The organism is Marivirga aurantiaca, assembly GCF_016679925.1.
Classification (GTDB): Bacteria; Bacteroidota; Bacteroidia; order Cytophagales; family Cyclobacteriaceae; genus Marivirga; species Marivirga aurantiaca.
Genome location: NZ_JAEQBW010000011.1, coordinates 35,411 through 51,413, shown reverse-complemented (window position 1 = coordinate 51,413; position 16,003 = coordinate 35,411). Strand labels below are relative to the sequence as shown.

Here is a 16,003-nt window from a genome sequence, read left to right as displayed (position 1 = left end):
CATCAAGGCTTTTTTTATAGGTAGCCAGCTACCTTATAAGCTGCATAACCCATCCATTCCTTGAATAATATGTGCCATTTCATAAGGGCTTCATAGCTTGGGAAGAACATGGCTGGTGAAAGGGCATCATCTGTAGTGAGATAAACTGTTGGGAATTTAATTACCTCAAAACCTTGCTTTTCAAAACAAGCAGCTGCCCTGGGCATATGGCTTGCACTGGTGATCAGGAGGATACTCTGCTCTTTTCCGATATAATCGAGAGCCATTTCTGCGCTTTCTACTGTATTTCGTGATTGATCCTCAATTTTTACTTTTTCAATAGGAAACCGGATAGACTGGAGGTAATTCAATAACACCCTTGATTCCTGAAGATCTGATCTTAGCGCAGTAGCCCCACCACCCGAAATATATAAAGTATCAATGATATCCTGTTGAAGCAAGGCCATTGCCTGTAACAAGCGGTCTGCATTTTGTTGAAAATAAACTCTGTCGTCAGGCATCTTTTGTGTATTGGTCATGCCTGTGAGGAGTACTCCATAGTGAAAAGATTGGTTCTCTAGTTTTTCCATGGGAAGCGGGTCCGTTTCCCAAGCTCCGAGAAATGAATTGGCCAAAAAATCGTTTGTAAAGAGGAGGAAAAGACTAAATCCGGCAATCGCCAAATATTTTCTCCATCGATGTTTATGGAAGATGAAGTAAGCCAACCAGCATAGCCCAATTAAAGTGCTGGGAAGGAATAAGAAGCTGATGGTTTTGGAAAGAATAAAAAACATAACCGATAAATTTTCTCAAAACTATGAAAATTAGCGGTTATGTCTGTGAAAAATTTACGTAGCTAATAAGCTGTTTAGCGGAATTAGGTAAATGATAAGTTTTTGAGAAGCTTCAATTTATCAAAAGACTCTTGCAGAGTTTTTTCTTAAAAAAAGGAACCAGCTTTCAAATTCTTAATAACTGTTGAGATGATCAAATAGCCAAGGTAAATCCAGGGCAATCCATGAAACATCAAATCAAAATAGTCTGTAGCCTGCATGCCTACCCCTCCGCCTAATATCCATCTCACTTTTCCGAAAAAGTGAGGTTCAGGCACAAAAGGAGCAAGGCCTAAGGTTAAAGTCCCCACAATTGCTATTGCCCATTTGTTCTTTAGCATATCAGGCTATTTTTTCAATTTGGTTGATAATACTTTGAACATCTACAACTCCTGCTTTCCTCCATTCTATTTCTCCATTGCGGAATAGTATCAGTGTGGGAATACTTCTGACACTGTATTTCAGAGCAGCTGTTTGGTTCTTATCTACATCTACTTTGATCACTTTCACTTTTCCTTTCATTTTTTGAGCGACTTCCTCCAAATAAGGAGCCATTGTTTTGCAAGGCCCACACCAATCGGCATAAAAATCTACCAAAACAGGTGTTTTATCATTTATCAAATCGCTAAATCTAGCCATGACTATTTTGTGTTTATGTATTGATTCCAGGCTTGAATGCCTCCCTCCAAATTGTACAATTTGTCAAATCCGTTGCTGGCCATAAAACCACAAGCCGTGCTGCTTCTATTGCCACTTCTGCAATAGACCAAATAGGTTTTGTCTTTGTCCAGTTCGTTTATTTTATCTGCAAAATCAGGCCCCATAATATTGATTACGGTAGCACCTTCTATAAAGCCCTCCACTTCTTCTTCTGGGGCTCTCACATCAATGATTGCTGTATTTTCTTCTTTTGATAATCGATCGAATTCTTCCGGTTTAATGTTTTTATGATTCATAAAATGAATTTTAATGAGTACTTAATTATTCCCAAAGATACGGGTTAGAAGGCTTATTGTTGGTAACTGTTGTTACAAATTGTATCAAGTATTAATTCTACACACCCGTAAGTGCTATTTGTTCAAAGTTGTCAATGCATAATCATATACTCTGGTGGAAAGTAGTTCGGAAGTGTAGCTTTTTTTCGTTTGGGGTATTTCGGCTAATTGCTTGTATAATAAACTTAAAAGATGATTTCCTCCTCCGTTTTTCCTGATAAAATCAGTGGCTTTGGTCAGTTTATATAACCTTTCATCATCAGTAAGTTTTTCTTTTTGGATGCTGATTAAGGTAGAATAGGTTACCCCGTATTTTCGGAAATATTTGTTTCCTGATCCAACTAATATATTAGCCAGGTTCTCCATGTTCTCATTTAAGTTGTTGCTAGCTATAGCACTTTCCAGCAGTAGTTCATAGAATTTCAGGTTCTGTGGGTGTTTTTGATGGAGTTTTTGAGCAAAATAATATGCCTTATACGGTTGGTTTTCTAGTCTTAGGTAAATGTGAGATAAATAAATCAAAGCTTCTGTCTTTACTATACTTTCTTCATTTGCTACTTCTTCTAACCATCGCAGCCCTTTCTCTTTATCCCCTTCCTGAAAAAGCCACATCATTGCTCCATAGACTGTTTTTTGTGATCGGTAATATTGATAATAATAATGATATAATGCTGCCAAAAACTTTATTTCCGGTTGTTTTGGCTCTTTTTCCAGCTTTAGTTTAATGATGTCATATACTTCAGATCCATTCTGAAAAGCTTTATAATAACTTCCTTGATTGTAATGAAATTCTGCCTTTAGCAGTATACTATTAATATAATTATAATCTGTTTCATTACTATCATTGTTTTTATTTGATTGTTGCTTAATGGCTGATAGATACAAATTATATTCTTTCAGAATATGCCCATTTTGTTCATGTATAGGTAAGTAAGACCATCTGTAATAATGAGTTTTTAGAAAATTAAAATCAGAAGTGTTTTTTACACTATCGACAGAAGTGATGAGACTGTCAGCCTGGGAAAATTCGAAATTGTACAGCTTAGCCAAAACGGTCTCTTTTAAAGGGAAGGAGTTTTGGGCATGAATTTCATGGTGAATTGATAATGCTAAAGTGAAAAACACAATTAGAAATCCCTTAAATATAATTTTCATCAAAATAATTAATTGGTTTTTTACTTCGGTAATGTAAATGATTGAATGGGTATTATTTTTCTTCCTTGATTTAGTTGTAAATTTAGTTAAAGCTACCATTTTTCATATTATTATAGCTCATAGTAACTTTTTGATAAAGATCATTTTCTCTTCAATAACTATAATATCTCTGCTTTAAAACGATAAAGGGGGAAGTAGGATAGGTTAAATTTATTATTTGATGCTCTATTAGAACTCTTAGTTTCAATTCCTGTATAACCAGCTTTCACTAAGCCATCTTTTTAATTGCGTTACATTCCATATTTTTCAAAAGAGTGAAGAAAGACGAATATATTGTAATAAATACTAAAGATATTGTAATAAAATCCATATGGTTTTTTTAATAAAAATCTTAATTCTTTTTGTAGATATGTTCTATTATACTAATTTGGCATAAACATAAACCGTAATGTATACAATGAAAAAATTACTATTATTAATTTGCTTAATCTCATGTGTGGGATTGTCAAACTCTTATGCAAACAACAGTTATTATATCAATGACAGTGCAGTTGAAGAGGTGTTATCATCAGGAGTAGAAGTTAATCCTGTATTTAACTTAAACACCAACTCTGTTTTAGGTCATCAAGAAATGCTAAACGAGAAAGACCCTCTCATTGCTATTCTTTTAGATATACTTGTTGGTGGATTAGGTATTCATAGGGTTTATCTAGATGGAAGGCCAACTTTAATACTAATATACTTCATTACTTGTGGAGGTATATTTGGTGTAGTGCCTTTAGTTGATTTAATTGTTCTTGCAATTAATTATGATGATATCAGCGCCTATGTTGGCAATGATAAATTCATTATGTGGTAAGAAAGCATTAAAAAAAATGTAATAAAAAAGGGGGTGTTAAAAAGCATCCCCTTTTTTAATGTAGTCAAACAAAGATGATTCAATTTTATTTTTAACAGTTCCAATCTTGTCTTTATTGTATTCTTGAGCTAAATATTCAGCATGCCTTGCTCCCCCCATATAAAATACATAGAATAAACTTACTCCTGTAAATGTGCCGGAGAAGTAGTATCCGTTTAGAAAGCTGTAAGCTGCAAAACCTAACAGTCCGGTTTGAATGACCATTGAAGTAATTCCTCTAAATATTTTCCCTGCATAAATTTGTCCTGATCCGGGAATAAAGTGAGAGAGTTTTTCTGCCTTTGCAGGATCTTTCAGTTTAATCTCTGCCATTTCAGTATAAAAATTCTTTAAAGAATCCTGAAATGACTGAGATTCACTTCCGATTTTCAGGCTTGCTGCCTGTGCTTCATCCCATTTTCCCAGTTCATGGGCTATTAATATTTCCAGGTACAAAGCTTTCTTTTCATATTCAGCTGAGTTAGTGTGGTTTTTTAATTGGATGAGAGATAATTTGGCTTTGGAATATTCTGCGTTTAAGTAATTTCCAAGAGCAGATTCATAGCCAATTAAAAATCTAAGGGAATCATTTGAAGCCTGAGGATAAGCTCTTTTTAAAGTTTCAGCAACCATGCCAAATTGCTTCTGATGTTTATAACAATAAGCTTTTAATAAAAGAGCAATATTTCTATCATTTTGATTTTTAGCTTCAAACACCTGCTTTTCAAGAAAAACTGTTGATAACTGATGATTTCCTGTATCGCACAGACTATCAATACTACTATCGGTATTTTGAGCTTTAATTAAAAAAGGTACGAATAGGAATATGCATATCCATTTTAATACGATAGTTGACGGCCTCATTGTATTCATTATTATAGTTTTTGACTGTTAAAGCACTGCTCCATATATTCCCTGCATGAAAGAGAGAGAACAAACTTCCATAAATGATAAAGCGAGGGCTTTCAATCCCATCTTTATTATAACTTTCCCAAACCTGTAAGGCTAGAAAGGTGCTAATGACAAAGGAATAAATCCCCTGGCCCCTTTTTCCCGCATAGAACTTTCCTGCTCCAGGTATAATCGCAGTAGCTATACCTGCTACCCATGGAGATTTTAGTTTTTTTTCCCTCAGATCATCCGCCACTGTTTTCAATGTGGCCCTTTCATTACTGAGGAAATAATAATCTTTTGAAATATCATAGTCATACTCTTCATACAAGGGAACATTTCTGTTAAGTAAGGCCAAACCTGATAATTCGAAAGACTTCAAATCATTAATAATGCTGTCTTCGCTTTTTAATTCATGTAATACATTAAATCCACTTTTAAAGTCATTACTGTAAATAGCATTAATATTAATTAAGAATTGAGACTGTAGGTAAGGGGAAGATGATATTGAAACTTTGCTTAAATACTTGTTTGATTTTTCATGTTCCTGAAGGTAATAATAAGATTTTCCTATCAGGAAATTAGTTGTATCACGATTGATTCCAATATCATCATCTTTTTTAATGTGTTTTAAATAATCAATCAGATGTTGGTGTTGATGGGAAGAATATAAATAATTAATGAAGTCATTTTCTGATTTTTGGCCAATACTATTGTGATTAAGCAATAATAAAACAGCAAGAACCACAATGGGTAAGCTACCTCTAAAACCTATAATCATTGATACTCTCTTTAATCCTACCTTCTTTATTGAAGTTAAGCGGACTTGTTTCTAAAAGGGAAATTCTATTGCACCTGCTTAGCCTATCTATTGAAAGTATCACACCTCCCAATATTCCAAATTCCTGGGTTAAGTCTTTACTGAAATGAGAACATGATTTCTCAAATACGCAATTGGCGGCAATCTGGACACTTATATTTTTTTGGTAGAAAGTAAGGCTTGAGGTGTAAAGGATGTTTAAAGGATTGATTTTTTGTAGAATTTTTTTTTCGGGCTCTATTTCTTTAATAACTACGTCTTTTTTATTGTTGCTCTTGATTAAATCTAAATCATGAATAATCGATTGTCCTTTACTGGAAATATGAGTAAAAAATAAAAACAATAGAATGAAGATTTTTTTATTTAATAAGCTTAGCATCATTGGGTATTTTATATGCTAATTTTTCGACTATCTCTGAAGAATCAAAACTAACATTTTTGAACTGTGTTTTTGAAACTATTGAATCATTTTCTGACTTAAAATCTATTTGTGTAATGGATTTAGGAATGTCAAAGTGATCAAATTTTTCATAATGATAAAAATATACTTTCTTTACCACCATCTCATTATTATCTAAATACTCCATATAGATAGGGTTATCATTATCATGGACAAGTTTTACTGAAGAAAAATATTTCATACCATCCATAGGAGGAGTCCAGATAGTAACAGTTAACCCATCTTCATAAGAAACATCTTTTATTGAAAATCCAATTTCAGACAAACCTAAATCACCTTTTTTATTATTAAGGAAATAATAAAGTTGATTTGTTTTACTACTGTAATGCGAATTTTGTGATTGAACCACAGTATTATTGTTTTTATCATAAATACTCACATTCCCTTTTTCATTATTTATGATTACTATATTATCAGGTTTTGAATAGTAGGTAACCATTTTACCACTTGAACTGATGTAAATGTTTGTTTTTATCTCACTTATTCGACTATCTTCTGCTTTTCTTAAAGTAGCTTCAACAGCTACTGAGTTATACATTTGAGAATATGCCCTATTAGTATAAATAACCGAAGAAATAAGTGTTAAAAGGAATAAAAAGCGATGTCTCATCTGTAATAAAATTAGAATCCAGTAAAATTAGAAAAAATTGAAGATTAATCTACTACTTCCCTCGGTATATCCATTGGTAATCGGCTCAATAGCTCATAATTCAATAAATTACTCATTTCACCAAAGCTAGCTACAGTTACTTTTACTTTGCCCTGAGCACCTATAATGGTCACTACATCTCCTTTTTTCACCTCTTTACATTCACTCACATTAATGATCATAAGGTTCATATTTACGGTACCAATTACCGCAACGCGCTTCCCATTCACTATTACCCTGCCCTGGTTACTCAAAGATCTGGAAAAGCCATAAGCATAGCCCACGGGTACTGTGGCTATTTTCATTTTTTTAGGAGCCTGATAGCTTGTGCCGTAACCAACAAATTCACCCATCGGCAAATCTTTGAGTGACATTATTTTACTTTTCCAACTGATTACTCTCTTCAAAGGATCACTTGATTTCTCTTTTCCTTTTTCATTAAAACCATTACTTCTAAGATAATGGATGAAAGTCTCTCTGCTGGGCCAAAAGCCATACAATAAAATCCCTACTCGCACCATGTCCATTTGAGTTTCCGGGTAAGAAACTACGGCTGCAGAACAAGCTGTATGTTTTATGTTAGGCACAAGGTCATGTTTTTTAAATTCTTCCAAATACCTGCCAAACAATTCTATTTGGTCTTTGATTCTTAGGTAATTGGATATGCTTTCTGCACCTGCATAATGAGTGCACATGCCTTCAAATATGAGATGTTCCAGATTCTCAGACATCATTTTGATCGCATCCGGGAAATATTTTTCTTCCAGGCCTGTGCGGTTCATTCCTGTTTCCACCTCTAAATGGATTTTGGCTTTTTTGCCAATCTCCTTAGCACGTTTTATTGCTTCTGAAAGTCTGTCGATGTCAAACACATAAAATTCAACATCATTCTCTATTGCCCAGGATATCTGATCATCATTCAGCCATCCCATAATCATAACTTGTGTGTTTGGATGCTTTACCTGGCATACCCGAAAAGCTTCATGAGCCGAAAAAACGGAAAGGTGAGTGAGCTTGAAAGACTCGAAAATCTCAACCATTTGCTCTATTCCATGCCCATAGGCATTTCCTTTTACCACTGCTGACAGTTTAACGTTCTTGCCAATTAGCTTCTTTACAAATTTAACATTCTGCTTAACAGCAGGTTTGCTGATCTGTATTTGTGAAGTATTAAAAGGATCTTTGGTGTTATACATTTTTAGCAAGATGTTCTATTAAACCAATATACATTTGAAGGCCATTTTCAGTAATGTCATCCGGAAAATCATACTCCTTATTATGCAACCCGGGAGTACTCTCACCTGCACCTAATCCGAAAAAACCTGTCTGCGTTATTTTTTTGAAATGTCCAAAATCCTCACTCCATTTAAAGGGTTTTTCTATTTCATTAAAGGTCATATCTTTTGATAGTGCTACTTCTTTTATTGTTTCAAATAAGGCTTCACTATTTTCCGTGGCCGGGAAACTTTCTATATAACTGATATCATGGTCTAATCCATATTCTTCAGCCGATTCTTTCACTAAATTTTCTGCTATATGAGTGAGTTGGTTCATGTCATTGTCCTCCATGGCTCGTAAGGTAATTCTTACCTCTCCATATCCCGGGGTAGTGCCAAAGGCAATTTCTCCCATTTGCACGTGGATTACCGTAGCCAGGGTAAGTGCAGAAAATGAATGATTTTTGTGGGCATCTGTCATTTCTGCTATTATTCTGGAAATGGCCAGGACCGGGCTTCTTCCATTCTCGGGTTCTGCAGCATGGCTTGTATCTCCTGTGAGTTTGATGACCATCCCTTTGGATGCTGCGGCAAAAGTCCCTTTTTTAGAAACTATTTCCCCTTTGGCAAATCCCGGCAGATTATGTAACCCGAATAAATAATCAAGTTGAATATTTTTCTCGGTTAAACCTTTACTTATCCTTTCGGCACCTTCTCCTGTTTCCTCAGCCGGCTGATAAAGTAAATGCACATCACCGAATTCCTGCTTATTGGCATGAAGATAAGCAGCAAGTCCCGATACCATCGTCATATGGCCATCATGACCACATTTATGGGCGACATTTTCGGTTGTAGAGCTATAAGTCAATTCAAGATGTTCAGCAATAGGCAAAGCATCCATATCAGCCCTGATTCCTATATTCTTTCCTTTCTTTTTACCTTTAAATATTGCAACCAAGCCATAGCCGCCAATATTTTCAATTATTTCGTCAGGATCATATTTTGATAAATAATGTTTAATAATTTCAGCAGTTTTCTTTTCATGGTTGGATAATTCTGCATTTTGGTGTAACTCTTGTCTTAAAGTTTTGAGTTCATCTAAATCAGGTGAAAATGGCATAAATAAAAATTGTTTACAGATGATAAGCATTTACGAATACTATATCTTGTATTTCTTTTCCAATTTAACAAATAAGAAATGTTCTTAAATAATTAAGAGAATTCTAAGGTTGGTTTTTGAGCTTATTCCACAGTTTTTTCAATATAATTAGAGTTGAGAATTCCCAATGCACCCATATATTTCAGTTTGAAATTAATTAAATCCCCTACTTTACGATTGGCAGTGTTATCTCCCAGGTCGATCACTATCATATCGGAACTGGAGCCTACTACTTCAAAATCATAATCATCTAAAATTAAGTATTTAGGATCTATATCCAGGACACCTATATCTAAAATTGCTCTAAAGCTAGTCTGGCCATATAAGGATTCGTCTATTTCGGTCATCATTCCCTGCGGATTGGCGGCCATTTCTCCCATTGGTACTTTAGGTTTTTGAGTAATTTCAATGATTTCAGTAAAAAGTTCAAGGCAATCATCATGCATTCCTTCAATAGTGGTTTCTTCAAATAAGTTTGCTCCAAAATAAAGTGTTTCACCAATCCTGAAGTGGTTCACTCCCTGTGGTATTTGCTTATTCATGATCAGAGGAATAGTAACCGATGTGCCTCCGGAAACTAGTGGTATTTTCCTGTTGAACTTCAACTCAATAATTTGTTTATAAAGGCTTAATTGAATCAGTTTATCCTGCGAAGGCATTACTCCATGTAAACAATTAAGGTTAGTGCCTATTCCGACAATTTCAATGTTGGGCAACTCAAAAACCTTGGCATAAAAGTCAATTAAATGATCGCCCATTACTCCCTCACGTAAATCTCCGGTTTCAACCATAATGATGGCTTTATGGATTTTTTCTTGTCTTACAGCTTCTTCCGAGAGTAATTTTAATGTATAATATTCAGTATTCATACTCATATCCGCATACATTACCACATCTTTGATACTTCGTTTGGCGGGGGGTTTGATGTAGCATGTTTTTACAGTAGAATCGATGGCTTTTACTTTTTGCAAGTTACTGATCCTCGAGTCATGTATTTCCCTGAATCCAAGGTTAATTACTTCCCTAAGGTATAATTCATTACCACAAAATAGTTTGGTTACAGCTCCCCAATCAAGATTGTTTTTGGTAAATAATTCATGAAGAAAGTCGAAGTTATGTTTGAGCTTATCTCTATATAATTTTAAGAATGCCATAATTATTTTTTTAACCTCATTTCAAGGTATTTATTGGTGAAACCTAATTTTTCATAAAGAAATTTTGCGGGGTTGTCCGGCTCCACATGTAATGCGATATCCCCTTTGGCCATGCTAATGGCTTTTTTCATCAGCTCTTTGCCCACTCCCTTGCCTCGCTGGTCACTGTGTACAGCTATATAAACCAATATGTTATCAGGTATGTAACCTGACATCCCTGTTTGGTTTACTACTACTGCCCCTTTGATTTCATTGTTTTCCCTGGCCATCACAACAAAGCCACCCTGATGCCCAAAAGAACTTAGCGCATAATCAAGGCATTTCATAATGTCTTCTTTTTTATCCCCGTATTGATCCAGATGGGTATACAGGAAATCCGCTATCTCATTCTTTTGAAGAGTGGTTGCTGTGTCTATTGATGTTAATGTTTGATATTCCATGTTGTTACTTTTTTTTAGTATTGGGAAATAAATATGAGAAAGAAATGAAAATAATGGCTGATACTGTAATCCCAAATACATTGGGATCAAGGTTCAATGGTAGTTTAAAGAACGAATTGGTAAATGGTATACTTATTATTTGAATCTTGTTAACTGTTTCAGCAATTTGTCCGGGAGTCATTGCCTCAAAGGCATTGGAATTAAATCCCATCAGGTGACTGAAATCTACCATTCTTTCCATTAATTGTTCACGAGTTGACGCAAGGCTCAAAGTTACTTTGTTTGCTTGCAAAAATGCAGTGGTGAACCCTCCTGATAGCATAGAATAAAAAGCTGCGGTTGTGCTGCTTTTCTTCCAGAAAAGACCTCCTATGATGGGTATAAATAAACCAGAGACCATAAAGGCATAGCTATAAAGCATCAAATCCAGCACGTTTTCCATTACGCTGGCCAATAGAAGGGCCAATATCCCAACACCAAAGGTGACTAATTGGGATAAACGCAGAAATGATTTGTCAGTTGAAAACCTATTGGAGAATTTTTGAATAAAATCCGTAACTATATTTCCGGAAGATGCCATGAGGCAACTATCAGCTGTTGACAATATTGCAGAAAAATAAGCAGACATCATTAATCCTAACAAACCAACAGGCAAAACAGTTGCCAACATCATGGGTAATCCTTGTTCCGGATCTGCATCTACTATCCCCATTGTACCTAAATGAGCAAACATTCCTTGTTCAGCAGCAACTCTGGCCATGAGTCCCAAAGCTACTCCCATAAAAGCCATTACAGGCCATTCAAATAACCCGGCAATAAACCAGGCCTTTTTGGCGGTTTTCACATCTTTACTGGCGTATATTCTTTGGTACAAAGTCATGCCCACAAACCATATGGGGATGATGGTAGCTACCCAATAAACAATATCCTGCCAGGAAATATTGGTAAGGCTTAACATGCTGGGATCAAGTGTTTCCCTGATAGCTTTCATGCCCCCAACTGCCTGATAGGAAAGAGGAATGCCAATGAAAACCAACCCGGAAAGAAGAATGATCCACTGAATCGTATCAGTATAAATCACGGCTTTAATACCTCCGATTACTGTATATATCACAGCAATAGCCCCCATTACCACAAGGGCCGAGGTTAGACTTACTTCAGGAAAAGTGCCTGAGGCTAATTTGGCTCCTGCAAGCAACTGAGAGCTGGTAAATCCTGCATAGCCTATAGCTGATATAAGAGCAGCCAACAACGCTACTTTTTTATCAAAAAAGTATTCGAAAATTTGTGGCATGGTGTGAAATTTGGCAAAAGCTTTATTTCCCCTCACTACAGGAATGAGAAAGACTGCTGCCAGCCAGGCACCAATAAGACCAGTAAATAGCATCCAGGAGCCGGAAAGTCCAATAGTGAAACCAAGTCCGCCAAGGCCAATTGAAAAACCACCTCCAACATCTGTTGCAACCACACTAAGTCCTATATGCCAGCTGGACATATTTCTACCTCCTACATAATAATCATCTAACCCGGTGTTACTACGGAAGAAATAATAACCTACACCAAGCATTCCCACTATGTAAACGATGAAAATGAGTATGTCTATTATATGCATATTACTATGTTAGGGTCAGTTTTGATCGGAATTAAATTAAAAATTGCCCTGGCGATTTTTACAGGAAAACAGGCTTTCCAACCAATTTATTGGTTTCTTTTAAAATATGAAGTTAAGAAAAATATATAGAGCAAAAAAAAAGGGCGAAGTGCCCTTTTCATTTCTTAAGTTGATTTTCTATTTTTCACTGGTGACTTCTGCACTCAAATATTCCCTGTTCATTCTGGCAATATTAGAGAAAGTAATCCCCTTCGGGCATTCAATGGAACAAGCTCCAGTATTGGTGCAAGCTCCAAAACCTTCTGCATCCATTTGAGCCACCATTTTCTGGGCTCTTTCTTTGCGCTCTACTTTTCCCTGAGGCAACAAAGCTAGTTGAGATATTTTAGCCCCTACAAAAAGCATGGCTGAACTATTCTTACAAGCAGCTACACAAGCACCACAAGCAATGCAGGTAGCAGAATTGAAAGCTTCATCTGCTACAGTTTTGGAAATTGGGATTTCGTTGGCATCTGGTGTACCACCGGTATTGACACTGATGTAACCACCTGCCTGAATAATGCGGTCAAATGCACCTCTGTCTACTGCCAGGTCTTTTATTACCGGGAATCCTTTAGATCTGAATGGTTCAATTACAATGGTTTCACCATCTGAAAAGCTTCTCATGTGTAACTGGCAAGTAGCCACTTCCCTTAAAGGCCCATGCGGTCTTCCATTGATATACATACTGCATGATCCGCAAATCCCTTCTCTGCAATCATGATCAAAATGAACCGGATCCTCATTTTTCTCGGTAAGTTGTTCATTCAGGATATCGATCATTTCCAGGAAGGACATGTCTTTAGATACACCATCAAGTACATAATCTTTAAAACCGCCTTTGTCTTTATTGTTTTTCTGTCTCCAGATTTTTAAATTAAATTTCATAACAGTTATTTTTTAAAATCCGCTAATAATAAGTTTAGATTATTTGTAGCTTCTTTGTGTCAGTTTAACATTTTCAAAAATTAAATCTTCTTTATGAAGCTTCGCAGGATTGCCTACTCCTGTGAATTCCCATGAAGCTACATAGGCAAAATCATCGTCATTACGCTTGGCTTCACCTTCTTCAGTTTGATATTCTTCCCTGAAGTGACCGCCACAAGACTCCTCTCTGTGCAAAGCGTCATCAATCATCAGTTCACCTAATTCGAAGAAATCCGCTACTCTACCGGCTTTCTCCAATGAATTGTTGAATTCATCATTTGTGCCCAGCACTTTTACATCTTTCCAAAATTCTTCCCTTAATTCACGTACCATTACTTTGGCTTTCTTTAAGCCCTCAGCATTTCTGGACATACCACAGTAGTCCCACATGATTTTTCCTAGCTCCTTATGGAAGTGATCTACAGATTTAGTTCCTTTTATACTTAAGAACCTGTCTATCTGATCTTTTACTGCTTTCTCTGCTTTTTTGAACTCTTCATGTTCGGTAGATATTTTTTCATATTTCTCACCGGCTAAAAAGTCACCAATAGTGTATGGTAATACGAAATAACCATCCGCTAAACCTTGCATTAAAGCGCTTGCTCCCAGTCTGTTGGCTCCATGGTCGGAAAAATTGGCTTCTCCAGTTGCATAAAGACCTTGCACATTAGTCATAAGGTTGTAGTCTGCCCAAAGGCCACCCATTGTATAATGGACCGCAGGGTAGATTTTCATAGGTTGATTATAAGGATTTTCCCCGGTAATCTGCATGTACATATCAAATAAGTTACCGTATTTCCCTTCAATAACGTCTTTTCCATCCCTTTCAATAGCATCCCTGAAATCAAGGTAGACAGCTTTACCTGTTTCATTTACTCCACGGCCTTCATCACATACATATTTTGCATTTCTTGATGCTACATCACGTGGAACAAGATTACCAAAAGCAGGATATTTTCTTTCAAGGTAATAATCTCTTTCGTCTATGGTTAAATCATTTGGATGCTTTTCTCCTTTACGGATTTTTTCAGCCAACTCTTTCGTAGCAGGAACCCAAACACGGCCATCATTTCGTAAGGATTCTGACATCAACGTCAGCTTGGATTGATGGTCACCACTTACAGGAATACAAGTTGGGTGAATTTGAGTATAACAAGGATTGGAAAACAATGCGCCTTGCTTGTGTGCTCTCCAGGCTGCTGTTACATTTGAGCCCATGGCGTTGGTAGAAAGGAAGAATACGTTGCCGTATCCCCCAGTGGCTAATACTACTGCATGGGCACTATGAGATTCTATTTTTCCTGTTACCAAATTTCTTGTAACAATTCCTTTTGCTTTACCTTCAATTTTTACCAATTCAAGCATTTCATGTCTCGGAAACATCTCTACTTTTCCGTTGGCTATTTGTCTGCTTAATGCGCTGTAGGCACCGAGCAATAATTGTTGGCCTGTTTGTCCTTTAGCATAAAATGTCCGTGACACCTGCGCACCTCCAAAAGATCTGTTGGATAAAAGCCCTCCATATTCCCTTGCAAAAGGAACGCCCTGGGCTACGCATTGGTCAATGATATTGACACTTACTTCAGCCAATCTGTAAACGTTGGCTTCCCTGGAACGGTAATCGCCACCTTTAATGGTGTCATAAAATAAACGGAAAATACTATCACCATCATTTTGATAGTTTTTTGCAGCATTAATTCCCCCTTGTGCAGCTATGGAGTGAGCACGCCTTGGGCTGTCCTGAAAGCAAAAAGCTTTCACATTATAGCCAAGTTCTGCAAGGGAAGCTGAAGCTGAAGCCCCGGCAAGACCTGTACCTACTACAATAATATCGTACTTTCTCTTATTGGCCGGGTTTACCAGCTTTACATTAAATTTATGATTTGTCCATTTTTCAGCTAATGAACCTTCGGGTATTTTTGATTCTAAATTCATAGTACAGTAATTATCCTAAACTATTTATAAACATTATAACTGGTATTGCTGCAAATCCTAAAGGAATGATGATGGCAAAGGCAATTCCAAACTTTTTTATGAAAGGAGTATATTTATTATGAGATACTCCTAATGAGGCAAATGCGCTTGCAAAGCCATGCGATAAGTGAAATGCCAAACCTATCATGCAAACCACATAGAGTGCAACATACCATACATCAGAAAATGCCTGACTAACAATAAGGTATAGGTCTTTGTTACCAAACTCATCCAATGGTAAGCTGCCAAACTTCATTTCGTACCAAAAATTCCTTAAGTGAATCACTAGAAAAATCAAGATCACAGTACCCAATATGCCCATATTTCTTGATGCCCAGCTACTATTGGCACTTCCATCGTATTTTTTGTAAGTAATAGGCCTGGCTGACCTGTTCCTTCTGTAAAGTACAATAGACATAATAATGTGTAACAAAATGAAAAAATACAAACCATATGATATGGTAGCAATAAGGGGGTTAGTAGTCATAAATTTTGTATAAGCATTAAAGGATTCACCTCCATCATTTGCCAACAATTGAAAGTTACCTGATAAATGAACTACTAAGAAAACTATTAAAAAAAGACCGGTCAGAGACATGATTAATTTTCTGCCGATCGAACTTGTTAAAGTATCTGCAAGCCAACTCATATTTTTATTTAAATTAATAGGGTTTAAATTGAATGCTTCAAAGTTACATTTGGAACTCTTATAAAACAATTGTGTTTTTTATTTTAAAACGTTCTAAATAGTATAATTTATTTTTGTATATTCCGTTCAACACCAATTAGAATCCGATTGTT

The 16,003-nt window shown here is 36.1% G+C and carries 18 protein-coding genes; 1 reads left to right on the top strand and 17 read right to left on the bottom strand.

The genetic code is table 11. The annotated features are described in order from the left end of the window. Positions 1-14: 14 nt before the first annotated feature. The 5 genes from JKA74_RS17355 to JKA74_RS17335 form a co-directional block, all read right to left on the bottom strand. Positions 15-773: a YdcF family protein gene (locus JKA74_RS17355; protein WP_201432499.1), complete on the bottom strand. Its 759-nt coding sequence runs from the start codon at positions 771-773 to the stop codon at positions 15-17. 146 nt (positions 774-919) lie between these two features. Next, a complete protein-coding gene (locus JKA74_RS17350) occupies positions 920-1,153 on the bottom strand; it encodes a hypothetical protein (protein ID WP_201432498.1) in 234 nt (77 codons plus the stop codon). 1 nt (position 1,154) lies between these two features. Beyond that, positions 1,155-1,451, bottom strand: coding sequence for a thioredoxin (trxA, locus tag JKA74_RS17345; protein WP_201432497.1), 297 nt, complete (start codon positions 1,449-1,451; stop codon positions 1,155-1,157). 2 nt (positions 1,452-1,453) lie between these two features. After that, positions 1,454-1,768, bottom strand: coding sequence for a rhodanese-like domain-containing protein (locus JKA74_RS17340; RefSeq protein ID WP_201432496.1), 315 nt, complete (start codon positions 1,766-1,768; stop codon positions 1,454-1,456). A 114-nt stretch (positions 1,769-1,882) separates the two neighbouring features. Next, the gene (locus tag JKA74_RS17335) at positions 1,883-2,962 is read right to left on the bottom strand and encodes a hypothetical protein (protein WP_201432495.1); all 1,080 of its coding nucleotides are present in this window, start codon (positions 2,960-2,962) and stop codon (positions 1,883-1,885) included. A gap of 457 nt (positions 2,963-3,419) precedes the next feature. Here JKA74_RS17335 and JKA74_RS17330 point away from each other — a divergent pair, with 457 nt between their 5' ends. After that, positions 3,420-3,821 carry a TM2 domain-containing protein gene (locus tag JKA74_RS17330; RefSeq protein ID WP_201432494.1) on the top strand — a complete coding sequence of 134 codons (402 nt, stop codon included), beginning with the start codon at positions 3,420-3,422 and terminating at the stop codon, positions 3,819-3,821. Positions 3,822-3,857: 36 nt separating this feature from the next. Here JKA74_RS17330 and JKA74_RS17325 read toward each other — a convergent pair whose 3' ends face one another. From JKA74_RS17325 to JKA74_RS17270, 12 genes are all read right to left on the bottom strand, one after another. Continuing rightward, positions 3,858-4,733 carry a hypothetical protein gene (locus JKA74_RS17325; protein WP_201432493.1) on the bottom strand — a complete coding sequence of 292 codons (876 nt, stop codon included), beginning with the start codon at positions 4,731-4,733 and terminating at the stop codon, positions 3,858-3,860. Beyond that, the gene (locus JKA74_RS17320; RefSeq protein ID WP_201432492.1) at positions 4,660-5,532 is read right to left on the bottom strand and encodes a hypothetical protein; all 873 of its coding nucleotides are present in this window, start codon (positions 5,530-5,532) and stop codon (positions 4,660-4,662) included. Before JKA74_RS17320 ends, JKA74_RS17325 begins: the two co-directional genes overlap by 74 nt. Next, the gene (gene yidD, locus JKA74_RS17315) at positions 5,516-5,950 is read right to left on the bottom strand and encodes a membrane protein insertion efficiency factor YidD (protein WP_201432491.1); all 435 of its coding nucleotides are present in this window, start codon (positions 5,948-5,950) and stop codon (positions 5,516-5,518) included. The genes JKA74_RS17320 and yidD overlap by 17 nt, the downstream gene beginning before the upstream one ends. Further along, complete coding sequence (locus JKA74_RS17310; RefSeq protein WP_201432490.1) at positions 5,931-6,569, bottom strand: hypothetical protein; 639 nt, start codon at positions 6,567-6,569, stop codon at positions 5,931-5,933. Before JKA74_RS17310 ends, yidD begins: the two co-directional genes overlap by 20 nt. Before the next feature lie 116 nt (positions 6,570-6,685). After that, complete coding sequence (alr, locus tag JKA74_RS17305) at positions 6,686-7,876, bottom strand: alanine racemase (RefSeq protein ID WP_201432489.1); 1,191 nt, start codon at positions 7,874-7,876, stop codon at positions 6,686-6,688. After that, entirely contained in the window at positions 7,869-9,017 is a 1,149-nt protein-coding gene (locus JKA74_RS17300; protein WP_201432488.1) for an amidohydrolase, read from the bottom strand. The genes alr and JKA74_RS17300 overlap by 8 nt, the downstream gene beginning before the upstream one ends. 122 nt (positions 9,018-9,139) lie before the next feature. After that, the gene (locus JKA74_RS17295) at positions 9,140-10,210 is read right to left on the bottom strand and encodes an alanine racemase (RefSeq protein WP_201432487.1); all 1,071 of its coding nucleotides are present in this window, start codon (positions 10,208-10,210) and stop codon (positions 9,140-9,142) included. Between the two features lie 2 nt (positions 10,211-10,212). Next, a complete protein-coding gene (locus JKA74_RS17290; RefSeq protein WP_201432486.1) occupies positions 10,213-10,650 on the bottom strand; it encodes a GNAT family N-acetyltransferase in 438 nt (145 codons plus the stop codon). Between the two features lie 4 nt (positions 10,651-10,654). Continuing rightward, positions 10,655-12,262, bottom strand: a complete 1,608-nt coding sequence (locus tag JKA74_RS17285) for a sodium:solute symporter family protein (protein WP_201432485.1) — start codon at positions 12,260-12,262, stop codon at positions 10,655-10,657. Between the two features lie 177 nt (positions 12,263-12,439). Beyond that, positions 12,440-13,189 (bottom strand): succinate dehydrogenase/fumarate reductase iron-sulfur subunit, encoded by a 750-nt coding sequence (locus tag JKA74_RS17280; RefSeq protein ID WP_201432484.1) that lies wholly within the window; start codon positions 13,187-13,189, stop codon positions 12,440-12,442. Between the two features lie 39 nt (positions 13,190-13,228). After that, positions 13,229-15,163 (bottom strand): fumarate reductase/succinate dehydrogenase flavoprotein subunit, encoded by a 1,935-nt coding sequence (locus JKA74_RS17275; protein WP_201432483.1) that lies wholly within the window; start codon positions 15,161-15,163, stop codon positions 13,229-13,231. A 10-nt stretch (positions 15,164-15,173) separates the two neighbouring features. Further along, entirely contained in the window at positions 15,174-15,851 is a 678-nt protein-coding gene (locus JKA74_RS17270; protein ID WP_201432482.1) for a succinate dehydrogenase cytochrome b subunit, read from the bottom strand. Between the last annotated feature and the right edge of the window lie 152 nt (positions 15,852-16,003).